A 26,661-nucleotide genomic window follows, 5' to 3' on the forward strand; every position below is an offset into this window, starting at 1 on the left:
GTGGACACGTGGGATCCGCGCAGGCCGGCACGCCGTCCGCGCCGCCACGGACGCCTGCGGACCGGCACACTCCCGGCTGTCGGAGCACCTCGCGCGGGAGCGGAGGACGGGTGACCGGAGAACGCACGGCGACGGTGGTCGGCGGGGGCATCGCCGGCCTGGCTGCCGCGGCCGCGCTCGTCCGGACCGGCTGGCAGGTGACCGTCCTGGAACGGGCCCCCGAGTTCGGTGAGGTGGGGGCCGGTCTGGCGGTCACCCGCAACGGCATGGCCGCGCTGGACGCCCTGGACGTCGGCGACCGGGTCCGCGCGGCCGGGTGCGCCACGTCCACCGCCGGCACGCAGGACCGGCACGGGCGCTGGCTGCTGCGCGTCCCGGCCCCCGGGGACGAGCCCGACCCGGTCAACCGCCTGTGGGGCGTGCACCGGCAGCATCTGCACGCCGCACTGCTGGGCGCCGCCGGGGACGCCGACCTGGTCACCGGTGCCGCCGTCGTCCGGGTGGTCCCCGGGGACCCCGGCGGGGAGCCGGCGTCGGTCACCTGGCGGTCCGGCGGCGCCGAGCACACGCGGACGTCGGACCTGCTCGTGGCCGCGGACGGGATCCGCAGCGCCGTGCGGGCGCAGCTGTTCCCCCGCGCCCGGCTGCGCTACAGCGGGTGGAGCAGCTGGCGGGCGGTGGTCGACGTCGCCGGCACCGCGGGCGACCGGTTCGTCGCGGTCTGGGGACCGCAGGCCGAGTTCGGCACCGTGCCCATCGGCGCCACGCAGGTCTACTGGTACGGCTACACCCGCTCCCCCGAGGGCGTCCGGCACGACGACGAGCACGCCGCGGCCGTCGCGCGGTTCGCCGACTGGGCGCCGCGCGTGCGCGCCACCGTGGCCGGCACCCCGCCCGGGCGGCTGGTCCGCCACGACGTCCACCACCTGCAGGACGGGCCGGACTCCTACGTGCGCGGGCGGAGCGTCCTGGTCGGCGACGCGGCGCACGCGATGCTCCCGACCATGGGACAGGGCGCCAACACCTCGCTCGAGGACGGCGTGAGCGTGGGTCGCCTGGTGGCCGCGCCGGTCGCCGCGGGCACGCCGCTGGCCGACGCGCTCGCCGCCTACGACGCCGCCCGCCGTCCGCGCTGCCGCCGGATCGCCCGGGAGTCGCGGGTGACGGCGCGCATCGGCGCCCACCTGCCCGGCGGCTGGCCCCAGCTGGCGCGCAACGCCGTCCTCCGGCGGCTGCCGGCGGCCCTGCTCGTGGACGCCGGTGCGCGCGTCGTGCGCTGGACACCGCCGGCGGCCGTGCCCGGCGGCTGACCGGGCACGGCGCCGGGCGGGTCAGAAGGCCAGCGCCGTCCCGGGGTCGGACAGCAGCGCGCCGACGTCGGCCAGGAACCGGGAGCCCAGCTCCCCGTCGACGATCCGGTGGTCGAACGACAGCGCCAGCTGGGTCACCTGCCGCGGCCGCACCTTCCCCTTGTGCACCCACGGCAGCTCGCGGACCGCGCCGAAGGCGAGGATCGCCGACTCGCCGGGGTTGAGGATCGGCGTCCCGGTGTCGACGCCGAAGACACCGACGTTGGTGATGGTGATCGTGCCGCCGGTCATGTCGCCCGGCGCCGTCCGCCCGGCCCGGGCCGTCTCGGTCAGCTCGGTCAGCGCGGCCGCGAGCTCGGCCAGCGAGAGCCGGCCGGCGTCCTTGACGTTGGGCACGAGCAGACCGCGCGGGGTGGCCGCGGCGATGCCCAGGTTGACCTGCCCGTGGACGACGATCTCCTGCGCCGCCTCGTCCCACGAGCTGTTGACCATCGGGTGCCGGCGCGCGGCCAGCAGCAGCGCCTTGGCCACGAACAGCAGCGGGCTCACCTTGACGCCGGCGAACTCCGGGCGGGCGGCGATCCGCTGCCGCAGCTTCATCATCCGCGTGACGTCGACGGTGAGGAACTCGGTGACGTGCGGCGCGGTGAAGGCGCTGGCCACCATCGCCTGGGCGGTCGCCCGCCGCACGCCCTTGACCGGCACCCGCTGCTCGCCGGCGGTCGCCACGGGCGCGGCGGCGACGACGGCATCAGGGACGGCCTCGGGCGCGGGCCCGGCCGCGGCGGCGGTGACGTCCTCGCGGGTGATGACCCCGCCGGCGCCGGTGCCGGTCAGCGCGGCGAGGTCGACGCCGAGGTCCTTGGCCAGCTTGCGCACCGGGGGCTTGGCCAGCGGGCGCAGCCGGCCGCGGCCCGGGGCGGCCCCGAGCGCGGTGGCGGCCTCCTCGGCCGCGGCGTGCGCCTCGGCCTGCCGCCCGACCTCCAGGCCGCCGTGGCGCACCGGCTTGACGGTCATGTCCGGGGCGGTGGCCAGCAGCGGCGGCCGGTCCTGACCGCCGGAGCCGTAGTCGGCACCGGGGGTGGCCGCCGGTCGCGCGGGCGGCGGGCCCCCGCGGCGCGGGCGACGGCGGGCCTCGGTGGTGCGCGGCCCGTAGCCGACCAGCACCGCCGTCCGGCCGCCCGGTGCCGCACCGCCGATCAGCCCCGCGGCGGGCTCGGCGGACTCGGCCGGCCCACCGGCGGCGGCCTCGGCACCCGCACCGGCCGGCGCCGGGGCCGCGGCGGGGGCGTCGGCGCCGTCGTCGATGGTGATGATCGGCGTGCCGACGTCGACGGTGGTGCCCGCCTCGAACAGCAGCGCGGTCACCGTGCCGGCGTAGGGCGAGGGCAGCTCGACGGCGGCCTTGGCCGTCTCCACCTCGCACAGCGGCTGGTTGACCGTGACCGTGTCGCCGACGGCGACCAGCCACTGCAGGATCTCGCCGTCGGTGAGGCCCTCACCGACGTCGGGCAGCTTGAACTGACGCAGGGCCATGTCCTCAGAACCCCATCACGCGGTCGACGGCGTCGAGCACCCGGTCGAGGTCGGGGAGGTACTCCTCCTCGAGCTTCGACGGCGGGTAGGGCGTGTCGTAGCCGCCCACCCGCAGCACCGGGGCCTCCAGGGAGTGGAAGCAGGTCTCGGTCACGCGGGCGGCGATCTCCGCCCCGAGGCCCAGGGTGACCGGCGCCTCGTGGACGACGACGCAGCGCCCGGTGCGCCGCACCGAGTCGAACACCGGCTCGAGGTCGAGCGGGCTGATCGTGCGCAGGTCGACCACCTCCACCGAGCGGCCCTCCTCCGCGGCGGCCTCGGCGGCCTGCAGCGCCGTCTTCACCATCGGGCCGTAGGCCAGCACGGTGACGTCGTCGCCGCCGCGGACCACCCGCGAGGCGAACAGCGGGCCGGGCGTGGCGCCGGTGTCGACCTCGGCCTTCTCCCAGTACCGCCGCTTGGGCTCGAGGAAGACGATCGGGTCGGGGTGGGCGACGGCCTGCTGGATGCCCCAGTAGGCGTCCACCGGGTTGCTGACCGCGACCACCTTCAGGCCCGGCGTGTGCGCGAAGTAGGCCTCGGGGCTCTCGCTGTGGTGCTCGACCGCGCCGATGCCGCCGCCGAAGGGGATGCGGATGACGATCGGCATCGGCAGCCGGCCCCGCGAGCGGGCGTGGATCTTGGCCACCTGGGTGACGATCTGGTTGTAGGCGGGGAAGACGAACCCGTCGAACTGGATCTCGCACACCGGTCGGTAACCGCGCATGGCCAGGCCGACGGCGGTGCCCAGGATGCCGGCCTCGGCCAGCGGGGTGTCGACGACGCGGTCCTCGCCGAAGTCCTTCTGCAGGCCGTCGGTGATCCGGAAGACCCCGCCGAGCCGGCCGATGTCCTCGCCCATGAGCACGACCTTGGCGTCGTCCTCCATGGCCCGGCGCAGGCCGAGGTTGAGGGCCTTGCCGATGGTGAGCGTCTCGGCCATCAGTGACCACTCCCCTCGAAGGAGGCCTGGTAGGCCTCGAACTCCGCCTGCTGCGCGGCCAGGGGCGGCGTCTGCTCGGCGTAGACCTGGTCGAACATCGCCGTGCCCGGCGGGTCGGGCATCTCCACGGTGCCCGTGCGGATCCGCTTCGCCAGCTCGTCGGCCTCGGCCTCGACGGCGTCGAAGAAGGCGGCGTCGGCGACGCCGCTGCGCGACAGGTACGCCTTGACGCGGGCGATCGGGTCGCGCAGCTTCCACTCCTCCAGCTCGCTGGCCAGCCGGTAGCGGGTGGGGTCGTCGGAGGTCGTGTGCGCGCCCATCCGGTAGGTGAACGCCTCGATGAACGTCGGCCCCTGGCCCTCGCGGGCGGCGGCCAGCGCCGCGCGGGTCACGGCGAGCACGGCGAGGACGTCGTTGCCGTCGACGCGGACGCCGGGGAAGCCGAAGCCGGCCGCCCGCTGGTACAGCGGCACCCGTGTCTGGCGCTCCAGCGGGACGCTGATCGCGTACTGGTTGTTCTGGCAGAAGAAGACGACCGGGGCGGAGAAGCTGGCCGCCCAGATCATCGCCTCGTTGACCTCGCCCTGACTGGTGGCGCCGTCGCCGAGGAAGGCCAGCGCGGCGCTCTCGGCGCCGTCGCGCTGCAGGCCCATGGCGTAGCCGGTGGCGTGCAGGCACTGGGCGCCGATGACGACGGTGTAGAGGTTGAACGCCGTCGCGACGGGGTCCCAGCCGCCGTTGTCGACACCGCGGAACAGGCTGATGACGTGCAGCGGGTCGACGCCGCGGGTCCAGGCCACGCCGTGCTCGCGGTAGGTGGGGAAGGCGACGTCGCCGTCGGCCAGCGCGCGGCCGGCGCCGATCTGGGCGGCCTCCTGGCCGAGCAGCGAGGCCCAGATGCCGAGCTCGCCCTGGCGCTGCAGGGCGGTCGCCTCGACGTCCCACCGGCGCACCAGCACCAGGTCGCGGTAGAGGTCGCGCAGCTCCTCGGCGGAGACGTCGATCGCGTAGTCGGGGTGCTCCACCCGCTCGCCCTCCGGCGTCAGCAGCTGGACGAGGTCGGGCTGGGCCGGGAGGTGGGGCGCTGCCGCCCCCGGTACGGGGTCGACCACCTCGGTGGTCGCGCTGGACACGCTCACGTGCTCCTCCTCGCCGTCGTCCGCGGGCCACCGGGGTCACCGGTCGGGCTCGCGGGATGGGACGTCCTGCGGCGCCCGGGTGTGGCGCCACTCACACATCGTGGCACGGCCCGCGTGTGAGCGAGCACACCACCACCCGGTCGGTGTGCGCAAGTCCCCGGAGCGGAGTTGAGCAGGATGTGGTGACCGCGGGGCGCTGCGGTGTCAGACTGACGCCGTGCCCGCGCCCCCGGACCGCCTGGACGCCACCGACGCACGCCTGCTGCAGGCCCTCGGCACCGACCCGCGCGCCACCGTGATGGCGCTGTCGCAGCGGCTGGGACTGGCCCGCAACACCGTGCAGGCGCGGCTGGCCCGCCTGGAGGCCGGCGGGGTGCTGGCGCCGTTCGAGTCCCGGGTGCGCCCCGAGGCGCTGGGCTACCGGCTCTCGGCCTACGTGACCGTGCAGGTGGTGCAGCGCGGCCTGGAGGAGGTCGCGGCCGCCCTGGCCGCGCTCCCCGAGGTGCTCGAGGTGACCGCGCTGTCGGGCGCGGCCGACCTGCTGGTGCGGGTGGTGGCCGTCGACGCCGACGACCTGTGGCGGCTGACCGAGCAGGTGCTCGCGCTGCCCGGCGTCCAGCGGACCGACACCGCGCTCGCGCTGCGCCGCTACGTCGACCACCGGATGGGCCCGCTGCTGGAGCGGGCGGCCGGTGCCGACCAGCACCCTCCGGTGGGGTAGGGAGGGCGGGTGCCGACCCCGCTGCCCGACCTGCTCGCCGAGCTCCTGCGCGCCTACGGCCCCTGCGGCGAGGAGGGCGCGGTGCGTGACGTCGTCCGCCGCGAGCTCGAGCCGCTGGCCGACGAGGTGGCGGTCGACGCCGCGGGCAACCTGGTCGCCCTCGTGCACGGGACGGACCGGTCCGCCCCGCCGGTCCGGGTGACGGCGCACCTCGACGAGCTGTCGATGGTCGTCAAGCGGGTCGAGCCCGACGGCACGCTCCGGGTCAACTCCCTCGGCGTCATGTACCCGGGCAACTTCGGCCTGGGGCCGGTCGCCGTGCTCGGCCGGCGGGAGACGCTGACCGGCGTGCTCACCCTCGGGTCGGAGCACACCACGCCGGAGAGCCCGCGGATCTGGCAGACCAAGCCCGACGGCGGCGACCAGGCGATGGACTGGACGCACGTGTACGTCTTCACCGGCCGGTCCGCCGACGACCTCGCCGCCGCGGGCGTCCACCCCGGGACCCGCGTGTGCGTGCACGCCGACCGGCGGGAGCTCACCACGGTGGGCGACTTCCTGGGGTCGTGGTTCCTCGACGACCGGGCGGCGCTGACCGCGCTGGTCGCGGCGGCGCGGCTGCTGCGCGCCGACGGCGGCCGGCCGCCCGGCGACGTCTACCTGGTGGCCACCTCGAGCGAGGAGATGGGCGGCATCGGCGCCCTGCACGCCAGCCGCACGCTGCCCGGCGACCTCACCCTGGCCCTCGACGTCGGCCCCGCGGAGGCGGAGTACCAGGTGACCGTGGACGGCGGGCCGGTGGTCGCCTACGCCGACGATGCCGTCGTCTACGACCGCGCCGTCGCCGACGCGCTCGTCGACGTCGGCCGGGAGCTGGGTCTGGACCCGCAGACGGCGGTGTGGCAGTCCTTCGACTCCGACGCCTCGCAGGCCAAGGCCGCGGGCCTGACGGCGCGCGCGGCCCTGCTCAGCCTGCCCACGCTGAGCACGCACGGCTACGAGGTGCTGCACAGCGGCACGGTCGACCGGACCGCCCGGCTGCTGGCCGCCTTCCTCGCCCGGCCGGTCCCGCCGGTCAGCGGCTGACCCGGCGCACCCGCACCGGGCCGCGGGCGGTGCCGACGTCGACCACCGCGCCGCGCTGGGTCACCTCGACCGTGCCGCGCTCCGCCAGCCGGCCGGCCGCGGCGCGGGCCTCCGGCATCAGGTCGCGCCAGCCCTCCGGGGCCACCGCGCGGGCCGCCTCCGACGGGCAGATCGTCGCGCCGGGCGTCCGGGCGTCGAGCAGCGCCTCGATCGCGCGCTCGAGCGCGGCGCCGGCGTCGTCCACTCCCCCACTGTGCCCCCGTTTGCCCTGGTGAGCGCGGCGGGTACCGCGGGCGGCATGGCGAGACGCACTCCCGTGGGGACGTTCGGCAAGGGCAGGCGGGGCATCACCACGCTCGGCTGGGCGGTGCGCGGCGCGGCGGCCGGGGCGGCCGGGACCACGGCGCTCAACGCCGTCACCTACCTCGACATGGTCGTCCGCGGCCGCGGCACCAGCTCGACGCCGGAGCAGACCGTGGAGAGGCTCGCGGAGAAGGCGCACGTGCCCATCCCCGGCGACGAGGAGCACCGGTCGAACCGGGTCCAGGGGCTGGGGCCGATGACCGGGCTGGTCGCCGGCGTCGGCGTGGGCGTCGTCGTCGGGCTGCTGCGGGCCTCCGGCTTCCGGTCGCAGCCGCTGGTGGGCACGGCGCTCACCACGCTCGGCGTGCTCGTCGCGGCCAACGGGCCGATGACCGTGCTGGGCATCACCGACCCGCGCTCGTGGTCGGCCACCGACTGGGCCAGCGACCTCGTCCCGCACCTGGCCTACGGCGCCGTCGTCAAGACCACGATGGACGCCTTCGACCGCCTGTGAGGACGTGCACTCCCGCGGGAGGGCGGCCGTTCCCTCACGGCACCGACCAGCCGCCGGGGTCGACGCCGCCGGGGACGGGGGCGGCGGGGTCGTAGGGCGTGCGGGTGAAGACGAAGGTGCCCACGTCGAGGTGGTCGGCGGCGATCCGCAGCGGCTCGCCCGCGTAGTAGCCGTCCAGGCCCAGCCAGGTGCCGTCGCCACGCCGGCAGAAGCGGCTGGCCCGTCCCGGGCGCCCGGGCAGCGGCCCCAGGTGCAGCAGCCCGCCGGGCAGCGCGCGCAGCACCACCGGCGCCGGTCCCCAGTACCAGACGCCCAGCTGCTCCAGCGGCACCGGCGACGGCGCCGGCCGCCACGCCTCGACCACCCGCGGCTCGGCGGCCCGCAGGTCGGCGAGCAGGCCGGGGACCAGCACGTCCAGGCCGCTGGTGGTGTTGGCCAGCGAGACCCCGCCGGTGCCCTCCTCCCGGTCGACGAACACCCCGGCGAGGAAGCCGGGCATCGAGCCGCCGTGGCCGGTCAGCGTGCGCCCGTCGACCCGCAGCACCTGCAGGCCCAGGCCGTAGGCCGACCAGGCGGGCGAGGACGGGTCGACGCCCGCGGGCACCGCCATCTCCTCCAACGTGGCCGGCGAGAGCACGTCGCCGGTGTCGCCGAGCAGGAAGGCCGCGAAACGGGCGAGGTCGGCGAGCGTGGCCCACAGCTGCCCGGCGGCGGCCATCACGCCGGCGTCGTGCTCGGGCTCGGGCAGCACGACGTCGGCCCACGGGTGCACCGCCCACCCCTGCGCGGCGCGGCCGGACGGGCGCGGCGTCGTCCGGGTCATCCCCAGCGGCGCGAGCACCTCGGCGGTGACGGCGTCCGCCCAGGACCGGCCGCGCAGCCGGGCCACCAGCTCACCGAGCAGGCCGAAGCCGAGGTTGGAGTAGTGGAAGCGGCGCGCCTCCCCCAGGACCACGTGCCCGCCGGCCAGGCCCAGGTCGGCCAGCGACCCGCCGGGCACCCGCTCCCACCAGCCGCCCGGGCTCTCCGCGGCCGCGCCGGCGAGGTGGGAGAGCAGCTGGCCGACGCTGCGGTCGCCGAGCGGCGTGCCGGGCACGTGCCGGTCCAGCGGGTCGTCGAGCGCGAGCCGGCCCTCGTCGCGCAGCCGCAGCACGGCGACGGCGGTGACGGTCTTGCTGATCGACCCGAGCCGGTACTGGACGTCGGTGTGCGGCGCGGCGACGTCACCGCGACCCGCCGACCAGGCCAGCCCGCCGTCGCGGACCACCCCGGCCACCAGGCTCGGCGCCCGCCCGTCGCGCTGCACCCGGGCGGTGCGGGCGAGCAGGGTGCGGGCGGTCGCGGGCAGCACGGGCTCGGCCATGCCCGGAACCGTAGGTCAGGCCCGCGCGGGCACCCGCAACCGGCCGGTGCGCCCCGCCCAGCGCTCGAAGACCACGGTGGCCAGCGGCGGGACCGAGGCGGCCAGCGCGAGCAGCGTCGTCCACCGGGACCAGCCCAGCACCCGCGCCGCGGCCAGCGCGACGACCAGGTAGGCGACGAACACCGCCCCGTGCACCGGGCCGAAGAACTGCACGCCCGCCTCCGAGGTCTGCGGCACGTACTTGACGTACATCCCGGCCAGGAGGCCCACCCAGGACAGGGCCTCGGCGACGGCGACGGCGCGGAAGGCGAGGGCGACGGTGCGCGGGTTCATCGGGGGCGGGTCCTCCGGGGTCGAGCGGCTCTCCCCGCTCCAACGGCGGGCCGCCCGCGGGTGTCCCGCCGTCCGGTGTGACCTGCGTGGCAGGGGCCGGGGGGCCCCGCCGCTCAGACCAGGCGGCGGGCGCCGGCGTAGCCGCCCATCGAGTCGACGCTGGCGACCTTGACCACGTCGCCCGACGTGGGCGCGTGCACCATCTGGCCGTTGCCGATGTAGATGCCCACGTGGCTGACCGGGCTGTAGAAGAACACCAGGTCACCGGGCTGCAGCTGGGCGCGGGAGACCGCGGTGCCCATCTTCGACTGCATGCTGCTGGAGTGCGGGAGGCTCACGCCGGCCGCGCGGTAGGCGTACTGGGTGAGCCCGGAGCAGTCGAAGGAGCCGGGCCCGGCGGCGGCCCAGACGTAGGGCTTGCCGCGCTGGGCCATGGCGGTGGCCACGACGGTCGAGGCGGCCCCGCTGTCGCCGGCCGGGACGGCGGTCGTGGTCTCGGCGGAGGCGGACGACGAGGCCGGCGCGCTGGTCGCGGCGGGCTCGCTGCGCTCCTCGTCGCGGCTGGCCCGGGTGTCCTCGGCGGCGTGCGCGGCCGCGGCGGCCTCCAGCGCGGCGCGCCGCTCCTCGGCGCTGAGCCGGGCGTAGTCGGCCTGGTAGTCGGCGATCTGGTGCTCGAGGTCGGCCTGCTGGGCGGCGACGTCGTCGTAGAGGCGCTGCGCCTCGGCGGCGGTCTGCGCGGCCTGCGCCTGCGCGGCCGTGGCGGTGTCGGTGGCGGTGACGGCCTGGCCGAGCAGCTCGTTCTGGTAGCCGGCGACGCCCTGCAGGAGGGTGACCCGGTTGACGAACTCGTCGGCGTCGGCGCTGGTCATGAGCGCCTGCAGCGAGCCCATGCTCTCCCCGGTGTAGGCCGAGCGGGCGATGCCGACGACCTGCCGGCGGGCGGTGTCGACGGCGGCCTGCGCCTCGGCGAGGGTGGCGGCGGCGGCCTCGGCGGCGGCCTGCTGGGCGGCCAGGGTCTCGCGGGCCTCGTTGAAGCGCTCGGTCACGACCTCGAGCTCGTGCCCGCGGGCGGCGACCAGGTCGGCGGCCGCGGCCGCGCTGGTCGGCTCCTCGGCCGCGGCCGGCGTGGCGGCCAGCCCGGCGCCCAGGCCGAGGACCCCGGCGAGGGCGAGGACGGCCCGGCGGCGCGACCGGGTGGTCGCGGGCGTGCCGGGGACGGTCGTGCGGGGGAACGCCACGGTCGGCGACTCTCCTTCTCCCAGGCCGCCTACCGGGTTAGCTGACGGGTTCGGGCGTGGAGTCGCCCGGCGCGCACGCGCGCCACACCCCAGGACTGCGATGGGTCCCCGGCCCGGTAACCCCGCGGGGTCACCGGCTCGACGGCGTCCGCGGGGTGTCACCCAGGCCGGTGACGGAGCGCCCCGTCGGACACACAGAGAGTAGGCAGCGTGACCCCTGCGTGACAATCCCCTCCGTGTGATTCCGTCAGCGTGATCCCGGTGACGGCGGGCACAGCCCCGCCGGGCGCCGGTTTGGGACGGGCCCGGGCCGAGCAGGAGGCGGGGCATGTCCTCCTCCACCCGGATGCGCCTCGCCCGGCCGCTCGTCGTGCTCGCCCTGCTCGGGTCCGTGGTCGCCTGCGGCGACAACACCGACTTCTCCCGGGGGCCGACGAACTGCGACTCGGCCGGGGAGAACGCCAGCAACGAGAACGACGCCAGCTGCCAGGAGACCGGCGAGAACCCGGGCAACGACGCGCCGACGACCGACGACGCGAACCCCGGCGGCTGAGCACCGCGTCGGGACCGGCGGCGGGCACGGGCTGGTGGCGTGAGCCGGTGAGCCCTGGACGGACGTGGACGGCGGCCCGGCTCGGCGCCGAGGCGCGGACGCTCCTGGGCAGCGCGCGCCACCAGCTGCACGGCCGCGACCTGGCCCTGATCGCGGCGGGCCTGACCTTCTACGCCGGCATCGCGGTGGTGCCGCTGCTGCTGGTCGCCGTCCGGCTCACCGCGCTGGTCACCTCGGCGGAGGAGGTGCGCGCCCTCACCGCGCGGCTGACCGAGCTGCTGCCCGCCCAGCTGGGCGCCCCGGACGCCGTCGAGCGGCTGGTGGCCGCGGGCGTGCGGGTGGACCTGCTCGGGTTCCTGCTGGCGCTGCTGCCCATGTCGCTCTACGGGGAGGGCCTGCGCCGGGCGCTGCTGCGGTTCAGCCAGCGGCAGGAGACCCTCACCGCCTGGCGGGGGCGGCTGCTGGCGATGCCGCTGGTGCTGCTCACGCCCGCGCTGCTGTACCCGCTGCTGCTGGCCGCCTCGGTGATGGCCGACCTGGCCCGGGAGGACGGCGCCGCCCCGGCCTTCGGCCGCTTCGCCGTCGGCTACTACTCGGTGCTGTTCGTGCTCACCGTGCCGCTGCTGTGGGGGTTCGGCGTGGTGGCCGGGGTCCGGCGCCGCCGCGCCGCGCTGGTCACCGGGGCGCTGTTCACCGCGGCCTGCCTGTCGGGGTTCCTGCAGGGCTTCGTGCTGTTCCTGTCCCTGCCGCTGGACCTCGGGGCGCCCTTCGGCGGGCTGGTGGCCGTCGGCGCGGTGGTCGCCGTCGCCCTGTGGATGTTCCTGCTGCACCTGGTGCTGCTCGGCGGGTGGCTGCTCACCCAGGCCCTCGACGAGCGGCTCGGCCGGCCTCAGCCCGGGGGACCCCCGGGCGGGCCGCCGGGCGGGGACGACGGCCGCCCGTCCGGAGCGGGCGCGGCGGGCGCCGTGGGCGGCTCGGGCGCCGGGGGGGCCCCCTCCTCCGGGGCCGGCGCGGGCGCCGGCTCCGGCGGGGGCGCGGGCTCCGGCTCGGGCGCCGGTGCCTCGGCGGGCGGCTCCGGTTCGGGCTCCGGTTCGGGTTCGGGCTCCGGCGCGGGCTCCACGTAGTCGCTGCCGTTGCTCACCAGGACGAGGACCTCCTGGCCGGGGACGGCGCGGCTGCCGCGCGGCGGGCTGGTCCCCAGCAGCGTGCCCGCGGGCTCGTCGCCGTCGACCCGCACCGTCCGCGGCACGAACCCGGCGTCGGTGAGGGTGGCGGTGCAGCTGCGCACGCCCGAGCAGCCGGGTACCGGGCGGGTGTTGCCGTTCATCACCGTCTCGTCGGCCGGCGGGAACTCCCCGCTGCCCCGGGCGTCCAGGATCGGCGCCATGGCGTCGCGCCAGATGGTGGCGCCCTTGCCGCCGCCGAACCCGCCGACGTCCTCGTTCTCCTTGGGGTTGAGCACCATGACGCTGGCGGTGATCTCGGGGGTGTAGCCGACGAAGGCCACCGAGTAGTTGTCCTGCGAGGTGCCGGTCTTGCCGGCGATCTGGTGCCCGCGCACGTAGGCGCGCGACCCGGTCTGGCCCGGGTTCCCCGGCTCGACGTCCTTGCGCAGCATCTGGTTCATCGTGGTCGCGACGCCCGGCGGGATGGCCTCGGGCGTGCACCGGTCGCCCACCGGCAGCGGCTCGCCGTCGGCGCCGACCGCGGGCTCGCCGTGCTGGTCGAGCACGGCGGTCACCGGGACGACGTCGCACTGGGTGCCGCCGGCGGCGAAGGTCGAGTACGCGCTGGCCAGCGCCAGCGGGCTGGTGGCCTCCGACCCGAAGGTGAACGAGCCGCGGTTCTCGTCGACGATCTGCTGCGCCAGCCCCGGCGGGCTGAACTGGAACAGGCCCATCGCCTCGGCCATCCGCACCGGCTCCTCCACGCTGCCGAGGGCGTCCTCCAGCGCGAGGAAGTAGGTGTTGGACGACTGGTAGAGCGCCGTCGTCAGGTCCAGGGTCGGCCGGTAACCCGACCCGGCGTTGCGCACGCAGTACCGGCCGTCGGTGTCACGGCCCTGGCAGGGACCGGAGTAGACCCGCGACACGTAGGGCTCGGGCGCGGTGAGCGTGTAGTAGGAGGAGTACCCGCGGGCCAGCGCCGCCGCGGCGACGAACACCTTGTAGGTCGAGCCCGAGCCCTGGCTGGGCCAGGTGTTGAGGTTGAACGACTCCTGCCGCGGGTCGGACCGGTCGTAGCCGAACACCCGGTTGACGCTCATCGCCAGCAGGTGGCCGGTGCCCGGCTCCACCGCGGTGAACATGCCGGCCAGCGAGTCGTCGACGGCCAGCGTCTCCAGCACCGCGGCGTCGCCGGAGCGCTGCAGCTCGGGGTCCAGCGTCGTCTGGACGACGTAGCCGCCGTTGTCGAGCTGCTCCTGGGTGAGCCCGAGCTCCTGGGTGAGGTGGCGCTGCACGAAGTCGCACACGTAGGGGCCGACGGTGGCCTGCGCGCACCCGCGCGGCGGCGCGGGGGCCGGCGCCAGCCCCAGCGGCTCGGCCTGCGCCGCGGTGGCCTCCTCGGCGCCGACGAGGCCCTGCTCGGCCATCCGGGACAGCACCTCGTTGCGGCGGGCGAGGGCCGCGTCGGGGGCGGTGAACGGGTCGTCGGAGGTCGGGCTCTGCACCAGCCCGGCCAGCAGCGCGGCCTGCGGCAGGGTGAGCGCGGCGGCGTCGACGCCGAAGAAGGCGCGGGCGGCGGGCTGCACGCCGTAGGCGTTGGAGCCGAAGTAGACGATGTTGAGGTAGCGGGTGAGGAGCTCGTCCTTGCTGTAGACGTCCTCGAGGGCCAGCGCCAGACGGGCCTCGCGCAGCTTGCGGCCCAGGGTCTGCTCGGTGGCCGCCTGCCGCTCCTCCGGGGTGTCGGCCGTCTGCAGCAGCGTCTGCTTGACCAGCTGCTGGGTGAGCGTCGACCCGCCCTCCTGCACGCCGCCGGCCGCGAGGTTGGTGACCAGCGCGCGCAGCGTGCCCTGCACGTCGAGGCCGCGGTGCCCGTAGAAGCGGGCGTCCTCGATGGCGACCATCGCCTGCTTCATGACCTCGGCGATCTCGCCGGGCTCCACCGGGTCGCGGTTCTCGTCGTAGAAGTACGTGACGGGCTCGCCGTCGGCGGCGAGCAGCACGGTGTTGCCCGGTGGCGGGTCGACGGTGAACTCCGTGGGCAGGTCACCGAGCAGGCCGGTGGACTGCTGCGCCGCGACCGCGGGCACGCCGACCCAGGGCAGCAGCAGGCCCGCCACGAGCGCCCCGGCGACGACGATCGTCGCGGCCAGGCGCAGCAGCGCGTCCCCCCGGCTCCACTGCCGGTCCATGGGCTCCCCTCCTCGGCCGCGCCCATGGAAACGGAGATCGACAGGGACCACAACCACCCGCGCCGAACGAGTGGTCCCGGTCACCCCGCCAGGGGCGCCGGCAGGTCGTCGCGGTGCAGGACGACGAGGGTGCTCACCGCCCGGGTGAGCACCACGTAGAGCCGGTTGAGGCCGCGTGGCTCGGCGGCGGCGATGGCCGCCGGGTCGGCGACCACGACCGCGTCGAACTCCAGCCCCTTGGCCAGCGTCGCGGGCACGACGGCGACCCGCCCGGCGGCCGCGCCGTCGTCGGCCAGCACCGCGGCGGGCAGCCCGGCGTCCCGCAGCGCCCCGGTCACCGCCGGGACCGCGGCGTCGGCGCAGACGACGCCCACCGACCCGGGCCCGGCGGCGAGCGCGGTGACGACCTCGGCCAGCGGGCCCGCGAGGTCGGCGACCGGCCGCACCTCCAGCGCCCCGGCCTCGTGGCGCACCGCGGTGGCCGCGGGCAGGCCCGGGGCGATGGCCGGCAGCAGCCGGTTGGCGTAGTCGAGCACCTCGGCGGGCACGCGGTAGCCGCGGGTGAGCGGCCGGACCGCGGTGTCCGGGCGGCCGAGCCCGGCCAGCGTGGGCGCCCAGTCCGACGGCGACCACGGGCTGGTGGCCTGCGCGAGGTCGCCGAGCACGGTGAGCGAGCCGGCGGCCAGCCGGCGGGCCACCGCGCGGCACTGCATGGGCGAGAGGTCCTGCGCCTCGTCGACGACGACGTGCCCGTAGCCGGGGGTGCGCTCGAGGAGCCCGGCGGCCTCGTCGACGAGCACGGCGTCGGCCCCGGTCCACGGCGCGGTGCGTGGCGAGCGGGTGGCCGGCCGCAGCAGCAGGGCCTGCTCGTCGTCGGTGAGCAGCCCGCGCGCGGCCCGGGCGAGGACGGCGGGGTCGGTGAGCAGCGCGGCCACGAGCCCCTCGGCGTCCCGGGCGGGCCAGACGGCGTCGCAGAACGCGCGCACCTCCGGGCTGCGGGCCGCGCGGCGGGTCTCGGCGTCCGTCGGGCTGCCGCCGGCCTCCTCCTTCTGCCGCCGCGCGTCCTCGGCCAGCAGCATCGCCAGCCGCTCACGGCCGGCCGAGTAGTGCAGGCGCTGCTGGTCGTCGGCGCCGCGGCCGCGTCGGCGCAGGTCGTCGACGTGGCGCTTGAGTCGCTCGACCGGCACCCGGTACCGGCGGCCGGCCAGTGGTACCAGGACGTCGTCCGCGGGCTTGGCGATCGCGCCCCACAGCGCCCGCTCCAGGACCTGCGCCATGCGGGCGTCGCCCTTGAGGGCCGCGACCTCCGGGCGGTCCTGGGCGCGCACCGGGACGCGCGCGGTGAGCGCGGCGACCGTCGTCTGCTCGACGTCGACCTCGCCGAGGGTGGGCAGCACCTGCTCGATGTAGCGCAGGAACGCCCGGTTGGGGCCGACGACGAGCACGCCGGTGCGCGCCAGCTGGCCGCCGTGCGTGTAGAGCAGGTAGGCGGCGCGGTGCAGGCCGACGGCGGTCTTGCCGGTGCCCGGGGCGCCCTGCACGCAGACCGACTCGGCCAGCGGCGCGCGCACGATCTCGTCCTGCTCGGGCTGGATGGTGGCCACGATGTCGCGCATCGGGCCGCTGCGCGGGCGCTCGATCTCGGCCCGCAGGAGGGCACCGTCGCCCTCCTCACCGGCGCCGAGCAGCTCGTCCTCGTAGCCGGTGAGCTCACCACCGGAGAAGCCGAAGCGGCGGCGGCGGACCAGACCCTGGGGGTCGGCCGCACTGGCCCGGTAGAAGGGCCGGCTCATCGGCGCCCGCCAGTCGATGACCACCGGCCGGCCCGCGGCGTCGCGGACGTGGCGGCGGCCGATGTGGAAGGTCTCCTCCCCGGTGTCGGTGCGGCCGAAGAACGGCGGGACGCCGGGGTCGGCGGCCAGCGAGCGCAGCCGCTCGGCACGGGCGGCACCGAGGCGCTCGGAGGCCCAGGCGTCGACGCCGGCGTCGACGACGGCGGAGGCGGCGGCGCGCATCCCGGTCAGGCAGTCCCCGGCGAGGGCCAGGTGGGCGCGCTCGGCGGCGAGGACGGGGTCGGTCGCGGCGGGGGTGGTGTCGGTGGGGGGCGTGTCGGTCGGTGTCGTGTCGGTCGGGGTCGCGGACACGGTCGGAGGACGCTACGCCCTCCCGCGCGCCCCGTCACGCGGGTTTCCCGGGGCAACTCCGCGGAAGTGCACGGGGCGACTCCGCGGAAGTGCACCGGGGCGTGGCCGTGTGGTGCCGCGGGCCCGTGGGGAGGTACCGGGCATGCCCGACACGATGCTCGCCGGCCGGTTGAACGTGCGCACCAGGAGGTTCGAGGTCACGGAGGTCCCGCGGCCGACGCCCGGTCCCGGGCAGGTGCTCGTCGAGGTGCGGGCCGCCGGCATCTGCCTGTCCGACGTCCACCTGGTCGACGGCACGCTCAGCCCGCTGTTCCTGCAGGGCGAGGAGGTCACGCTCGGGCACGAGGTGGCCGGCGTCGTCGCCGACCTCGGGGAGGGCGTGACCGGCTGGCGGCCCGGCCAGCGGGTCACCCTCCAGGCCGGCGAGGAGGTCGACGGCTGGATCCACACCCGGGGCGTCGACTACGACGGCGGCTGGGCGCAGTACGCGCTGGCCACCGTCGGCACGCTGGTGCCCATCCCCGACGAGCTGCCCTTCGAGCAGGCCTGCATCATCCCCGACGCGGTGTCCACGCCGTGGGCCTCGATCGTGCGCACGGCCGGGGTGCGCGCCGGTGAGCCGGTGGGCGTGTGGGGCATCGGCGGGCTCGGCGCGCACGCCGTCCAGCTGCTGCGGCTGGCCGGGGCGGCGCCGATCGTCGCCGTCGACCCGGTGGAGTCGGCGCGGGAGCGGGCGCTGGCCCTCGGCGCGGACCTGGCGCTCGACCCGTCGGAGGACGTCGCGACGCGGGTGCGCGAGCTGACCGGGGGCCTCGGGCTGTCCCACGCCTTCGACTTCGCCGGGGTGCCGCCGGTGCGGGAGCAGGCGGTGCGCTGCCTCGAGCGCGACGGCGGGCTGGTGCTCGTCGGCCTGACCGACCAGCCGCTGACCCTCCGCAACGGCACCCAGTTCTCCTACTTCGGCCAGCGGCTGCTGGGCCACTACGGCTCCGAGCCGCAGCACGTCGAGCAGCTGGTGCGCCTGGTCCGGCACGGCCGGCTGGACCTGTCCCGCTCGATCTCCGGCACGCTGCCGCTGACCGAGGCCGCCCGTGGCATCGAGGCGCTCGAGCGCAAGGAGGGCAACCCGATCCGGCTGGTCCTGCTCCCGAACGGCTGAGAGACGACACGGCGGTCCTCCGGACCGCACCGCGGCCCGGTGCCGTCCCCCAGCGGCGCTGAGCCGTACCCGCCCGTCCTCGCGCAGCCCTCCGGGCCCCACTCGTCAGGTCGACCCCTGACGGGGGTCCACGACGTGCACCCGGACGGCGCGGAACTGCGCCGGGGTGGCCAGCAGGACCTGCTTGGTGGGCTCGCCGACCTCCAGCGCGGGCTCCCGGCGCAGCGCCGCCAGGGTCCGCAGCCGCTGGTCGGCCAGCACGTCGTCGACCATCCCGCGGTCGCCGCCGGTGAACAGCGCGGTCAGCTCGCCGGCGTGCGGCAGCAGCACCCGCGCGGCGGTGTCCGCGGCGGCGGCCACGACCGCGTCGGCCTGGTGGGCCCGGCGGCGGGCGAAGCGCTGCTGCGACCAGCCGCCGGCGGCGCTGCGACCCTGCACGAGGCGGGTGTCGACCTTGGAGACGACGAGGTCGCCGCCGGCGAACACGCCGGCCGCCCAGCGCCCGCGGCGCACCAGCAGGACGGCGGCGTGCCGGGGACGGCGGGCCTCGGCGGTGAAGGTGGTGAGCAGCGGGGCCGACGGCGCCCAGCCGAAGGGGGCCCGCAGCGTGACGGTGGTGCCGTCGGCGCAGGTGAGCCGCAGCGCGCCGTCGTCGTCGACGGTGGTCTCCAGCGCGCCGTGCCGGGCGACGACGCCGTCGACCCACCGGCCGAGCCGCTCGGGGACGACGCCGAGGACGCGGCCGCCGCCGGCCGCGGGGCGGGGCCGGGTCAGCGGGCCACTCAGCGGGCCAGGGCGGGCTCGGCGGCGTGCTCGGCCGGCACGTGCAGCAGTCGCTGGAAGACCAGGACGACGACGCCGGCCAGCCCCGCGGACACCGTGGCGACGAGGAACGACGCGTTGGCGCCGTAGGTGTCGACGATCTTGCCCGCGACCGAGGTGCCGACCGCGACACCGAGCCCCAGCGCGGTGCCGATCCAGGTGAAGGCCTCGGTCACCGCCGACCGCGGCACGATCAGCTCGGCGAGGGTGAACGAGCTGATCAGCGACGGCGACACGGCCACGCCGGCGACGACGACCAGCGGGATCATCACCCACACGTTGCCGACGAGCGAGAGCGGCACGGTGAGCACGGTCAGCGCGCCCAGCACCACGAGCAGCCGGTGCCGCAGCGGGTGCCGCCAGTGCACGGCGCCCCAGCCGATGCCGCTGGCCATCGAGCCGACGGCCAGGCCGGCGATGAGCACGCCGGACAGGCTCATCGCGTCGACCTCGTCGGCGAAGGCGACCAGCGCGATCTCCAGCGTGCCCAGGATCGAGCCGACCGCGGCGCCCACGACGAAGAGCACCTTGAGCCCCGGCGTCCGGATCGCCGCGGGGCCCCGGCGGGCCTCGTGCCCGTGCGGCGGCGGCTCGGTGCGGCCCTGCGCAGCGAACAGCAGGGCGCCGACGACGGCCAGCACGAAGGCGGTCACCACGCCGGAGGTGGCGTGTCCCGTGGTGGAGAGGAAGGTGACCAGCACCGGCCCGACGATGAAGACGAACTCGTCGACGACGGACTCCATCGCCAGCGCCGCGGGCAGCCGGGTGGTGCCGCGCAGCAGGTGCGTCCAGCGCACCCGGATCATCGAGGCGACCGGCGGGATGCACGCCCCGGCCAGACCGGCGGTGACGAAGAAGGTCCAGCGCGGCCAGTCCTCCTTGACCGCGGTCAGGAACAGCGCGCCGGCGGCGGCGAACACGACGACCACCGGGAGCAGCGTCCGGCGCTGGCCGTGGGTGTCGGCCCACCGGCCGAGCAGCGGCCCGGCGATCGCGGTGGTGACCGCGCCGGCGGCCGCGACCGCGCCGCCCAGGCCGTAGGACCCGGTCTCGGAGGCCACGAGCAGCACGCAGCCCAGACCGACCATCGACAGGGGCAGCCGGCCGATGAAGGCGGCGAGCACCATGGGCAGCGCGTGCGGCGTGCGCAGCACGTGCAGGTAGGGATTGGGCACCGGGGATGGACCTGTCGTCAGGGGACGCCGTGCGCCCGCCACGCTAACCGACGTCGCCGCGCACAGCAGTCGGACAGCTCCGTTGCGTGCCGGGACGGCAGCGGGCCCCGCCCCGGACGACGCTGTCCGGTGCGGGGCCCTGGACCCGCGCGGGCGGCCCTCCTGCAGGGTCCCGCCCCGAGCGTCAGCGAGGGGTGGGGGGCAGGAGGGTCCTTCTCACGCCAGCCGGCTCTTGAGGATCTCCAGCTCGTCCCACATGGTGCTGGGCAGCTTGTCCCCGAACTTCTCGAACCACTCGGTGATCTGCGGGATCTCCTGGCGCCACTCGTCCTTGTCGACGGCGAGCGCCTGGCGCACCTGGTCCTCGGTCATGTCCAGGCCCGAGACGTCGAGCGAGTCCGCCGTCGGGACGTGGCCGACCGCGGTCTCCTCGGCGGCCGCGGTGCCCTCGATGCGCTCGACGACCCACTTGAGCACCCGGCTGTTCTCACCGAAGCCCGGCCACAGGAAGCCGCCGTCCTCGTCGCGGCGGAACCAGTTCACGTAGAAGATCCGCGGCAGCTTGGTGGAGTCGTGCATCTTGCCGGTCTCGACCCAGTGGCCGAAGTAGTCGCCGGCGTTGTAGCCGATGAACGGCAGCATCGCGAACGGGTCGCGGCGGACGACGCCGACCGCGCCGGTGGCCGCCGCCGTCGTCTCCGAGGACAGCGTGGCGCCCATGAACACGCCGTGGTTCCAGTCCCGGGCCTCGGTGACCAGCGGGATCGTGGTCTTGCGGCGGCCGCCGAAGAGGATCGCCGAGATCGGCACGCCCTTCGGGTCCTCGTACTCCGGCGCCAGGATCGGGCACTGGGTGATCGGGGTGCAGAAGCGCGAGTTCGGGTGCGACGAGGGCTCGTCGGAGTCCGGCGTCCAGTCCTGGTGCTTCCAGCTGGTCAGGTGCGCCGGCGGCTCCTCGGTCATGCCCTCCCACCAGATGTCGCCGTCGTCGGTGAGGGCGACGTTGGTGAAGACCGAGTTGCCCTTGTCGATCGTGCGCATGGCGTTGGGGTTGGTGTCCCAGCCGGTGCCCGGGGCGACGCCGAACAGGCCGAACTCGGGGTTGAGCGCGTAGAGCCGGCCGTCCTCGCCGAAGCGCATCCAGGCGATGTCGTCGCCGAGGGTCTCGACCTTCCAGCCCGGGATGGTCGGCTCGAGCATCGCCAGGTTGGTCTTGCCGCAGGCGCTCGGGAAGGCCGCCGCGACGTAGTAGGTCTTCTGCTGGGGGCTGACCAGCTTGAGGATCAGCATGTGCTCGGCGAGCCAGCCCTCGTCGCGGGCCATCACCGAGGCGATCCGCAGCGAGTAGCACTTCTTGCCCAGCAGGGCGTTGCCGCCGTAACCCGAGCCGTAGGACCAGATGGCCCGCTCCTCGGGGAAGTGCACGATGTACTTGGTGTCGCTGCAGGGCCACGGCACGTCCTCCTGGCCCTCCGCCAGCGGGGCGCCGAGGGAGTGCATGGCCGGCACGAACGGCCGGTCGCTGCCCATCGCCTCGAGGATGTGGCTGCCGATGCGCGCCATGACGCGCATGGAGACGACGACGTACTCCGAGTCGGTGAGCTCGACGCCGAACATCGGGTTCTCGGCCTCGACCGGGCCCATGCAGAACGGGATGACGTACATCGTCCGGCCGCGCATGCACCCGCGGTACAGCTCGGTCATGATCGACTTCATCTCGTCGGGGGCCATCCAGTTGTTGGTGGGCCCCGCGTCGGCCTCGTCGACCGAGCAGATGAAGGTGCGGTCCTCGACGCGCGCGACGTCGCTGGGGTCGGAGGCGCACCAGAACGAGTTGGGCTTCTTCGCCAGGCGGGTGAAGGTGCCGGCGTCGACCAGCTTCTGGGTGAGCCGCTCCCACTCCTCGTCGGTGCCGTCCACCCACACCACCTGGTCCGGCTGCGTCAGCTCCGCCATCTCGCGCACCCACGCCAGCAGGCGGGCGTGGGTGGTCGGGGCGTTGTCGAGACCGGGGGTGGCCACGGAAGTCACGGCGTCTCCATCCTCTGGGCACGCCGGGTGCGGTCACCACCGGCGCCGGTGCCTGCTGGGTCCGGGACGGCGGAACGGGTCCGGCCGTCGGGTCGGGTCAGCGTACAAGCGGGGACACCCGCCTGTAACGGTGAGAGATGTTACGTCTAGGACGTCTTGCCACGCGCGCCGTGGTCCCCCGGAAGAGGCCAGGCCAGCGCGGTGTTGGGCTCCTGGCGTGACCAGTCCCACACCCGCGACGCCCGCCCTGCTGACCCCGCTGACCCTCCGCGGGGTCACCCTGCCCAACCGCCTCGTCGTCGCCCCGATGTGCCAGTACTCCGTCCGCGACGGCCTGGTCGGCGACTACCACCTCGTGCACCTGGGCCGCTTCGCCCTGGGCGGCTTCGGCACCGTCGTCGTCGAGGCCACGGCGGTGACGCCGGAGGGGCGGATCAGCCACGGCGACGTCGGCCTGTGGTCCGACGGGCACGTCCCCGGGTTGGCGCGCACCGCGGAGTTCCTGCGCGCGCACGGCGCGGTCGCGGGCATCCAGCTGGCGCACGCCGGCGCCAAGGCCAGCAGCCACCGCCCGTGGGAGGGCGGGGCGGCCGTCACGCCGGAGGACGCCCGGCCGGGTGAGGCGCCGTGGCCGACCGTCTCGGCGAGCGCCGTCCCCGCCGGGCCGGGCTGGCCGGTGCCGCACGAGCTCACCGTCGCCGAGCTCGGCGAGGTGCGCGAGGCGTTCGCGGCCGCCACCCGCCGGTCGCTGGCGGCGGGCTTCGACGTCGTCGAGGTGCACGCCGCGCACGGCTACCTGCTGCACCAGTTCCTCTCGCCGCTGTCCAACCGGCGCACCGACGGCTACGGCGGCTCGCGGGAGGCACGCACGCGGTTCCCGCTCGAGGTGGTCGAGGCGGTGCGCGCCGAGTGGCCCGAGGACCGGCCGCTGTTCGTGCGCGTCTCCGCCGTCGACGGCTCCCCGGGCGGGATCACCCTCGAGGACACCGTGGCGTTCGCCGCCGAGCTGCGCGCCCGCGGCGTGGACGTCGTCGACGTGTCCGGCGGCGGGCTGGGCGGCTGGCAGCACCCCCTGGGCTACGGCTACCAGGTCCCCTTCGCCGCCCGGGTCCGCGCGGAGGCCGACGTCGCGGCGATGGCCGTCGGGCTGATCGTCGACCCGCACCAGGCCGAGGCCGTCGTCGCCGCGGGGCTGGCCGACCTCGTGGCGGTCGCCCGGGAGGCGCAGGAGGACCCGAACTTCGCCGTGCACGCCGCCCGCGAGCTCACCGGCCGCTACGACGCCTACCCCGTGCAGGCGGGGCCGCGGCTGGGCCGGCGGCGGGAGTTCCTCGGCATGCTGGGCCCGTGGACGGGACCCGGGCCGGTGCAGACGAAGGACCCCCGTTCCCCCCACCCTTCGCCCGCTCAGGGCGGGCCCCTGAACGGGGGCCGGAGGAACCAGCCTGCGGCGCCGTGACCCGTCGCCGGGCGCTGGTCGCCGTCGCCGCCGTCCAGCTCGCCGCCGGAGTGGCCGGGCAGGCGCTGGCGCTGCGCCGCCGTCGCGCGTTCGACACCCCGCTGCTGGCCGGCGACCCGGCCCGGGTGGGCCGCGACGCGTGGTGGGCCGGGACGGCGCTCGGCCCGCCGGCGTGGACCCTCGCCGTCCACGGGTGGGCGCTGGCCCGGCTGGCCGCCCGACCGGACGCGCGCGCTGCCGCGGTGCTCGGGTGGGTGGGCGCCGCCCTGGTGCCCGGCTACCTGCAGGAACGGCTGGTGCGGCAGCGGCTGGCCTCCCCCGCCGCCGAGCCGGCGGAGACCGCGGTGGTGGCCGTGGGGCTGGCCACCGCGGGGGCGATGGCGGTGCTGGGCGCTCAGGCCTCCGGCGCGCGGCCGTAGGCCGGACCGGTCTCGGCGAGGAAGGCGTCCCAGCCGGCCGGGGCCGGGCGCCCGCCCACCTCGGCGTCCAGCTTGTCGAGGTACCAGTGCCAGCCGAGCGCGACGTCGGTGACGTCGGTGCCGGCGGCGAACCGCTGGACGAGGTGCAGGGTGCTGCGGCCGCTCTCCACGGTGACCGCCACCTCGACCCGCCAGCCCTCCTGGTCGGGCCACTCGACGACCAGCCGCCGGGGCGGGTCGCACTCGACGATCCGCAGCGCCTCGGCGGCCGGCTCGGCCTCGTGCGTCATCGTGAACGTGCCCGAGCCGCCGGGCGCCCGCTCGCCGTCGTAGCTGCCGATCCAGCGGGCCAGCCGGCCGGGCTCGGTGAGCGCCGCCCACACCTCGTCGGGGCCCTGTCCCCACGCGCGCCGGAACTCCAGCCGCAGCCGGCCGTCGGGCTCCTCGGTGACCACGCCGCGGCGGTCGGTGGGGACGTCACGGGGCTGGGCTGCGGTCACGGCGTGCTCCTCCGTCGGGGACGCCGACCCTGCCGCAGCCGGCCGGGGTTGTCAGCACGCCGGCACGGGCAGGGAGGGCGCATGACCGTCACCGACCCCGACGTCCCCGACCCGCTCAACGACCCCCGGACGACGCAGGCCGACCCCGGTGCCTACGGCGAGGGCGCCGACCTCGCCTCGGCCGGGGACGACCCGGCGGCCACCGGCGAGGACGAGCTGTCCGCCGAGGACGCGGGGACCACGGCCGGGCAGACCCTCGCCGACGACGCCGGCGGCGGCGACGTCACCGGCGGTGCGTTCTCCGGGGCGTGAGCCGACCCCGCCGTCCGTGACGGATCGGTCCGTTTCCGCACCCCGGCGGCGGGGAACCTGCTCGGGCGCCCACCCCCGTCGACGAGGAGGTAGTCATGGCCACCGGTGAGACCGGCTTCGAGGACGTCACCTTCGACCTGATCTCCGTGCAGTACCACTCGCTGAAGGCCGGGCACGACTACGGCCAGTACGTCCGCGACGCCGAGAACGCGGGACTCGACGACATCGCCGCGTTCTTCCGCGAGGTCATGGAGCAGGACTCGGCGCGCGCCCGGCGCTGCCACGAGTTCCTGCGGAACATCTCCGGCACCGAGCAGGGCGGTCCCGCCACGACCTGACCCCACGACGACGGAGGCCCCACCCGAGCCGGGTGGGGCCTCCGTCGTCAGACGGCGCAGGTGTCGCCGTCGCAGCCCTCGGCGGCGGGGACGGTGGTCAGCGGGGCGCGCTCGGCCCAGGCGCGCTCGACCAGCTGCAGCAGCAGCTCGGCGGGCTGGGCGCCCGCGGCGCCGTACTTCCGGTCCACCACGAAGAAGGGCACGCCGGTGGCTCCGAGCGCCTGCGCGGTGCGGGCGTCGTCGAGGACGGCGGGGCGGTAGCGGTGGTCGGCCATCGCGGCGCGCACCTCCGCCTCGTCCAGGCCGACCTCGACGGCCAGCGCGGCGAGCGCGTCGACGTCGAAGACCGACCGGCCCTCCTCGAAGTACGCGTGCAGCAGGCGCTCCTTGGCCTGTGCCTGCAGGCCCCGCTCGGCGGCCAGGTGGAGCAGCTCGTGGGCGAGCAGCGTGTTGCCGCTGACGCCGTCGGCCAGCGAGTACTCGAGGCCCTCGCCGGCCGCGGTCTCCTCGACGTGCCGCACCATCGCCCGCACCTCCTCGACCGGGCGGCCGTACTTGGCGGCCAGCGCGGGCAGCGTCGGGTGGGTCTCGCCCTCCGGGATCGACGGGTCGAGCTGGTAGGACCGCCAGACCACCTCGACGGATTCGCGGTGCGGGAACCGCTCGAGCGCGGCCTCCAGCCGGCGCTTGCCGATGTAGCACCACGGACAGACGACGTCGGACCAGACCTCGATGCGCACGGAGGCCCTCAACCGCGGCCCGGTCGGCGTCATTCCGGCCGGTGCACCTCCGCGCGGGCCCGGCCGTCGCCCGGCGTCGGGTCGAGGAACACGTAGCGGACACCGCTGTGGAGGGCGACCAGCCGCCGCTCGGCCTCGTCGGAGGCGCGCTCGACGTCGGCGACCGTGGCGTCGTCGGCGAAGTCGACCTTGGCCGAGACGATGAGCTGGCCGGGGCCGATGACCGAGGTCATCAGCACGGGGACGTCGACGACCTGGTCCAGCGCGGTGATCTCGGCGCGCAGCTGGTCCTCGACGGTCCGGGGCACCGACTGCCCGATCAGCAGGGAGACGTTGGTGCGGGCCAGGGCGCCGGCGACGACCAGCAGCAGGACGCCGATGAGGATCGCCGCGAGGCCGTCCCACACGGGGTCGCCGGTCACCTGCTCCAGGAACAGGCCCAGCGCGGCGAGCACCAGGCCGACGAGCGCCGCGCTGTCCTCGAAGGTGACCGCCTTGACCGTGGTGTCGGTGGTCTCGGCGAGGTAGCGCCGCCACGTCGTCCCCCAGCGGCGGGCCGAGCCGCGCACCTGCCGGACGGCCTTGAGCCAGGACGCGCCCTCGAGCAGGAAGGAGACGCCGAGGACGACGTAGGCGATGAGCGGGTCGCCCTGCTCCTCGCCCTCGACGATCGTCTGGACGCCCTGGTAGAAGGAGAAGCCCGCGCCGAGGGTGAAGGTGGCCAGGCAGGCCAGCAGCGCCCAGAAGTAGGTCTCCCGCCCGTAGCCGACCGGGTGGCGGGCGTCGGGGGCGCGGGTGCCGCGCTTGAGCGCGACGAACAGCAGCACCTCGGTGATCGTGTCGGCGAGCGAGTGCGCCGCCTCGGACAGCATCGCCGAGGAGTGGCTGACCAGGCCCCCGACGAGCTTGGCGATCGCGATGCCGAGGTTGGCCAGCCCGGCGACGACGACGGTGCCGGTGGACTCACCGCCCGACTCGCCGGCGCTCGCCTCCTCGGTCAGCGCGTGCGTGCGGGTGGGCACGGGCTCGGTCATGGCCGCTCCCGTGCCCACCCGTTGCCCGGCACAACCACCGGGCGCGCGACGATCAGGTGACCTGATCGTCGAGCGTCCTACCCGACGTCCCACGG

The 26,661-nt window shown here is 76.1% G+C and carries 25 protein-coding genes, 1 pseudogene and 1 riboswitch; of the genes and pseudogenes, 11 read left to right on the forward strand and 15 right to left on the reverse strand.

Going from position 1 to position 26,661, the window contains the following annotated elements; translation table 11 throughout:
• Window positions 1–110: 110 nt before the first annotated feature.
• A complete protein-coding gene (locus tag BLQ97_RS04280; RefSeq protein ID WP_091363428.1) occupies window positions 111–1,310 on the forward strand; it encodes an FAD-dependent oxidoreductase in 1,200 nt (399 codons plus the stop codon).
• Window positions 1,311–1,331: 21 nt separating this feature from the next.
• On the opposite strand, the gene BLQ97_RS04285 is transcribed toward BLQ97_RS04280, so the two are convergent.
• From BLQ97_RS04285 to pdhA, 3 genes are read right to left on the reverse strand one after another with little or no spacing between them, the layout of a single operon-like run.
• Complete coding sequence (locus tag BLQ97_RS04285; protein ID WP_091363430.1) at window positions 1,332–2,846, reverse strand: dihydrolipoamide acetyltransferase family protein; 1,515 nt, start codon at window positions 2,844–2,846, stop codon at window positions 1,332–1,334.
• Window positions 2,847–2,850: 4 nt separating this feature from the next.
• Window positions 2,851–3,828: an alpha-ketoacid dehydrogenase subunit beta gene (locus BLQ97_RS04290; RefSeq protein ID WP_217637027.1), complete on the reverse strand. Its 978-nt coding sequence runs from the start codon at window positions 3,826–3,828 to the stop codon at window positions 2,851–2,853.
• On the reverse strand, window positions 3,828–4,967 hold the full coding sequence (gene pdhA / locus BLQ97_RS04295; RefSeq protein ID WP_091363431.1) for a pyruvate dehydrogenase (acetyl-transferring) E1 component subunit alpha: 1,140 nt from the start codon (window positions 4,965–4,967) through the stop codon (window positions 3,828–3,830). The genes BLQ97_RS04290 and pdhA overlap by 1 nt, the downstream gene beginning before the upstream one ends.
• Before the next feature lie 217 nt (window positions 4,968–5,184).
• Between pdhA and BLQ97_RS04300 the strand changes: the two genes are divergently transcribed.
• Both BLQ97_RS04300 and BLQ97_RS04305 read left to right on the forward strand, forming a co-directional pair.
• Complete coding sequence (locus BLQ97_RS04300; protein WP_091363433.1) at window positions 5,185–5,688, forward strand: Lrp/AsnC family transcriptional regulator; 504 nt, start codon at window positions 5,185–5,187, stop codon at window positions 5,686–5,688.
• A gap of 9 nt (window positions 5,689–5,697) precedes the next feature.
• On the forward strand, window positions 5,698–6,774 hold the full coding sequence (locus BLQ97_RS04305) for a M20/M25/M40 family metallo-hydrolase (RefSeq protein WP_091363435.1): 1,077 nt from the start codon (window positions 5,698–5,700) through the stop codon (window positions 6,772–6,774).
• Here the strand turns inward: BLQ97_RS04305 and BLQ97_RS04310 are convergent.
• Window positions 6,764–7,018 carry a DUF3253 domain-containing protein gene (locus tag BLQ97_RS04310; RefSeq protein WP_091363437.1) on the reverse strand — a complete coding sequence of 85 codons (255 nt, stop codon included), beginning with the start codon at window positions 7,016–7,018 and terminating at the stop codon, window positions 6,764–6,766. The genes BLQ97_RS04305 and BLQ97_RS04310 overlap by 11 nt on opposite strands.
• A gap of 54 nt (window positions 7,019–7,072) precedes the next feature.
• Here BLQ97_RS04310 and BLQ97_RS04315 point away from each other — a divergent pair, with 54 nt between their 5' ends.
• Complete coding sequence (locus tag BLQ97_RS04315; RefSeq protein WP_091363439.1) at window positions 7,073–7,591, forward strand: hypothetical protein; 519 nt, start codon at window positions 7,073–7,075, stop codon at window positions 7,589–7,591.
• A 34-nt stretch (window positions 7,592–7,625) separates the two neighbouring features.
• Here the strand turns inward: BLQ97_RS04315 and BLQ97_RS04320 are convergent, their stop codons facing one another.
• The 3 genes from BLQ97_RS04320 to BLQ97_RS04330 form a co-directional block, all read right to left on the reverse strand.
• Window positions 7,626–8,954, reverse strand: coding sequence for a serine hydrolase domain-containing protein (locus BLQ97_RS04320; RefSeq protein WP_091363441.1), 1,329 nt, complete (start codon window positions 8,952–8,954; stop codon window positions 7,626–7,628).
• Between the two features lie 15 nt (window positions 8,955–8,969).
• Window positions 8,970–9,287: a DUF3817 domain-containing protein gene (locus BLQ97_RS04325; protein WP_091363443.1), complete on the reverse strand. Its 318-nt coding sequence runs from the start codon at window positions 9,285–9,287 to the stop codon at window positions 8,970–8,972.
• Between the two features lie 113 nt (window positions 9,288–9,400).
• A complete protein-coding gene (locus BLQ97_RS04330; protein ID WP_245691794.1) occupies window positions 9,401–10,525 on the reverse strand; it encodes a C40 family peptidase in 1,125 nt (374 codons plus the stop codon).
• Window positions 10,526–10,537: 12 nt separating this feature from the next.
• Window positions 10,538–10,667: riboswitch (cyclic di-AMP (ydaO/yuaA leader) on the reverse strand.
• A gap of 186 nt (window positions 10,668–10,853) precedes the next feature.
• Here BLQ97_RS04330 and BLQ97_RS04335 point away from each other — a divergent pair.
• Together BLQ97_RS04335 and BLQ97_RS23785 are read left to right on the forward strand one after the other, a co-directional pair.
• A complete protein-coding gene (locus tag BLQ97_RS04335; protein ID WP_091363445.1) occupies window positions 10,854–11,078 on the forward strand; it encodes a hypothetical protein in 225 nt (74 codons plus the stop codon).
• Between the two features lie 47 nt (window positions 11,079–11,125).
• Window positions 11,126–11,944: pseudogene (locus tag BLQ97_RS23785) on the forward strand (YhjD/YihY/BrkB family envelope integrity protein); the annotation flags it as partial.
• A 23-nt stretch (window positions 11,945–11,967) separates the two neighbouring features.
• On the opposite strand, the gene BLQ97_RS04345 reads toward BLQ97_RS23785, so the two are convergent.
• Together BLQ97_RS04345 and BLQ97_RS04350 are read right to left on the reverse strand one after the other, a co-directional pair.
• Complete coding sequence (locus BLQ97_RS04345) at window positions 11,968–14,433, reverse strand: transglycosylase domain-containing protein (RefSeq protein ID WP_091363446.1); 2,466 nt, start codon at window positions 14,431–14,433, stop codon at window positions 11,968–11,970.
• A gap of 80 nt (window positions 14,434–14,513) precedes the next feature.
• Window positions 14,514–16,577 carry a HelD family protein gene (locus tag BLQ97_RS04350; protein WP_091363448.1) on the reverse strand — a complete coding sequence of 688 codons (2,064 nt, stop codon included), beginning with the start codon at window positions 16,575–16,577 and terminating at the stop codon, window positions 14,514–14,516.
• A gap of 142 nt (window positions 16,578–16,719) precedes the next feature.
• On the opposite strand from BLQ97_RS04350, the gene BLQ97_RS04355 reads away from it, so the two are divergent.
• Complete coding sequence (locus BLQ97_RS04355) at window positions 16,720–17,736, forward strand: zinc-binding dehydrogenase (RefSeq protein ID WP_217637028.1); 1,017 nt, start codon at window positions 16,720–16,722, stop codon at window positions 17,734–17,736.
• A gap of 105 nt (window positions 17,737–17,841) precedes the next feature.
• Here BLQ97_RS04355 and BLQ97_RS24140 read toward each other — a convergent pair whose 3' ends face one another.
• The 3 genes from BLQ97_RS24140 to BLQ97_RS04370 all read right to left on the reverse strand — a co-directional run bounded on the left by BLQ97_RS24140 (window position 17,842) and on the right by BLQ97_RS04370 (window position 21,764).
• Entirely contained in the window at window positions 17,842–18,522 is a 681-nt protein-coding gene (locus tag BLQ97_RS24140; protein WP_281181369.1) for an acVLRF1 family peptidyl-tRNA hydrolase, read from the reverse strand.
• Window positions 18,519–19,733, reverse strand: a complete 1,215-nt coding sequence (locus tag BLQ97_RS04365) for an MFS transporter (protein WP_091363450.1) — start codon at window positions 19,731–19,733, stop codon at window positions 18,519–18,521. The genes BLQ97_RS24140 and BLQ97_RS04365 overlap by 4 nt, the downstream gene beginning before the upstream one ends.
• 216 nt (window positions 19,734–19,949) lie before the next feature.
• Window positions 19,950–21,764, reverse strand: coding sequence for a phosphoenolpyruvate carboxykinase (GTP) (locus tag BLQ97_RS04370; RefSeq protein WP_091363452.1), 1,815 nt, complete (start codon window positions 21,762–21,764; stop codon window positions 19,950–19,952).
• 217 nt (window positions 21,765–21,981) lie between these two features.
• Here BLQ97_RS04370 and BLQ97_RS04375 point away from each other — a divergent pair, with 217 nt between their 5' ends.
• Window positions 21,982–23,223: an NADH:flavin oxidoreductase/NADH oxidase gene (locus BLQ97_RS04375; RefSeq protein ID WP_091363454.1), complete on the forward strand. Its 1,242-nt coding sequence runs from the start codon at window positions 21,982–21,984 to the stop codon at window positions 23,221–23,223.
• Window positions 23,220–23,642, forward strand: coding sequence for a hypothetical protein (locus tag BLQ97_RS04380; RefSeq protein WP_091363455.1), 423 nt, complete (start codon window positions 23,220–23,222; stop codon window positions 23,640–23,642). Before BLQ97_RS04375 ends, BLQ97_RS04380 begins: the two co-directional genes overlap by 4 nt.
• Here the strand turns inward: BLQ97_RS04380 and BLQ97_RS04385 are convergent.
• Window positions 23,618–24,142, reverse strand: coding sequence for an SRPBCC domain-containing protein (locus BLQ97_RS04385; RefSeq protein ID WP_091363457.1), 525 nt, complete (start codon window positions 24,140–24,142; stop codon window positions 23,618–23,620). The genes BLQ97_RS04380 and BLQ97_RS04385 overlap by 25 nt on opposite strands.
• 81 nt (window positions 24,143–24,223) lie before the next feature.
• On the opposite strand from BLQ97_RS04385, the gene BLQ97_RS04390 reads away from it, so the two are divergent.
• Both BLQ97_RS04390 and BLQ97_RS04395 read left to right on the forward strand, forming a co-directional pair.
• Window positions 24,224–24,454, forward strand: a complete 231-nt coding sequence (locus BLQ97_RS04390; protein ID WP_091363459.1) for a hypothetical protein — start codon at window positions 24,224–24,226, stop codon at window positions 24,452–24,454.
• Between the two features lie 95 nt (window positions 24,455–24,549).
• Entirely contained in the window at window positions 24,550–24,792 is a 243-nt protein-coding gene (locus BLQ97_RS04395; protein WP_091363460.1) for an acyl carrier protein, read from the forward strand.
• Window positions 24,793–24,839: 47 nt separating this feature from the next.
• On the opposite strand, the gene BLQ97_RS04400 is transcribed toward BLQ97_RS04395, so the two are convergent.
• Together BLQ97_RS04400 and BLQ97_RS04405 are read right to left on the reverse strand one after the other, a co-directional pair.
• Window positions 24,840–25,532: a DsbA family oxidoreductase gene (locus BLQ97_RS04400; RefSeq protein ID WP_175471583.1), complete on the reverse strand. Its 693-nt coding sequence runs from the start codon at window positions 25,530–25,532 to the stop codon at window positions 24,840–24,842.
• 29 nt (window positions 25,533–25,561) lie between these two features.
• Window positions 25,562–26,566, reverse strand: a complete 1,005-nt coding sequence (locus tag BLQ97_RS04405; protein WP_091363464.1) for a cation diffusion facilitator family transporter — start codon at window positions 26,564–26,566, stop codon at window positions 25,562–25,564.
• Window positions 26,567–26,661: the final 95 nt, after the last annotated feature.

This window comes from Geodermatophilus telluris (genome assembly GCF_900102745.1).
GTDB classification, from domain to species: domain Bacteria; phylum Actinomycetota; class Actinomycetes; order Mycobacteriales; family Geodermatophilaceae; genus Geodermatophilus; species Geodermatophilus telluris.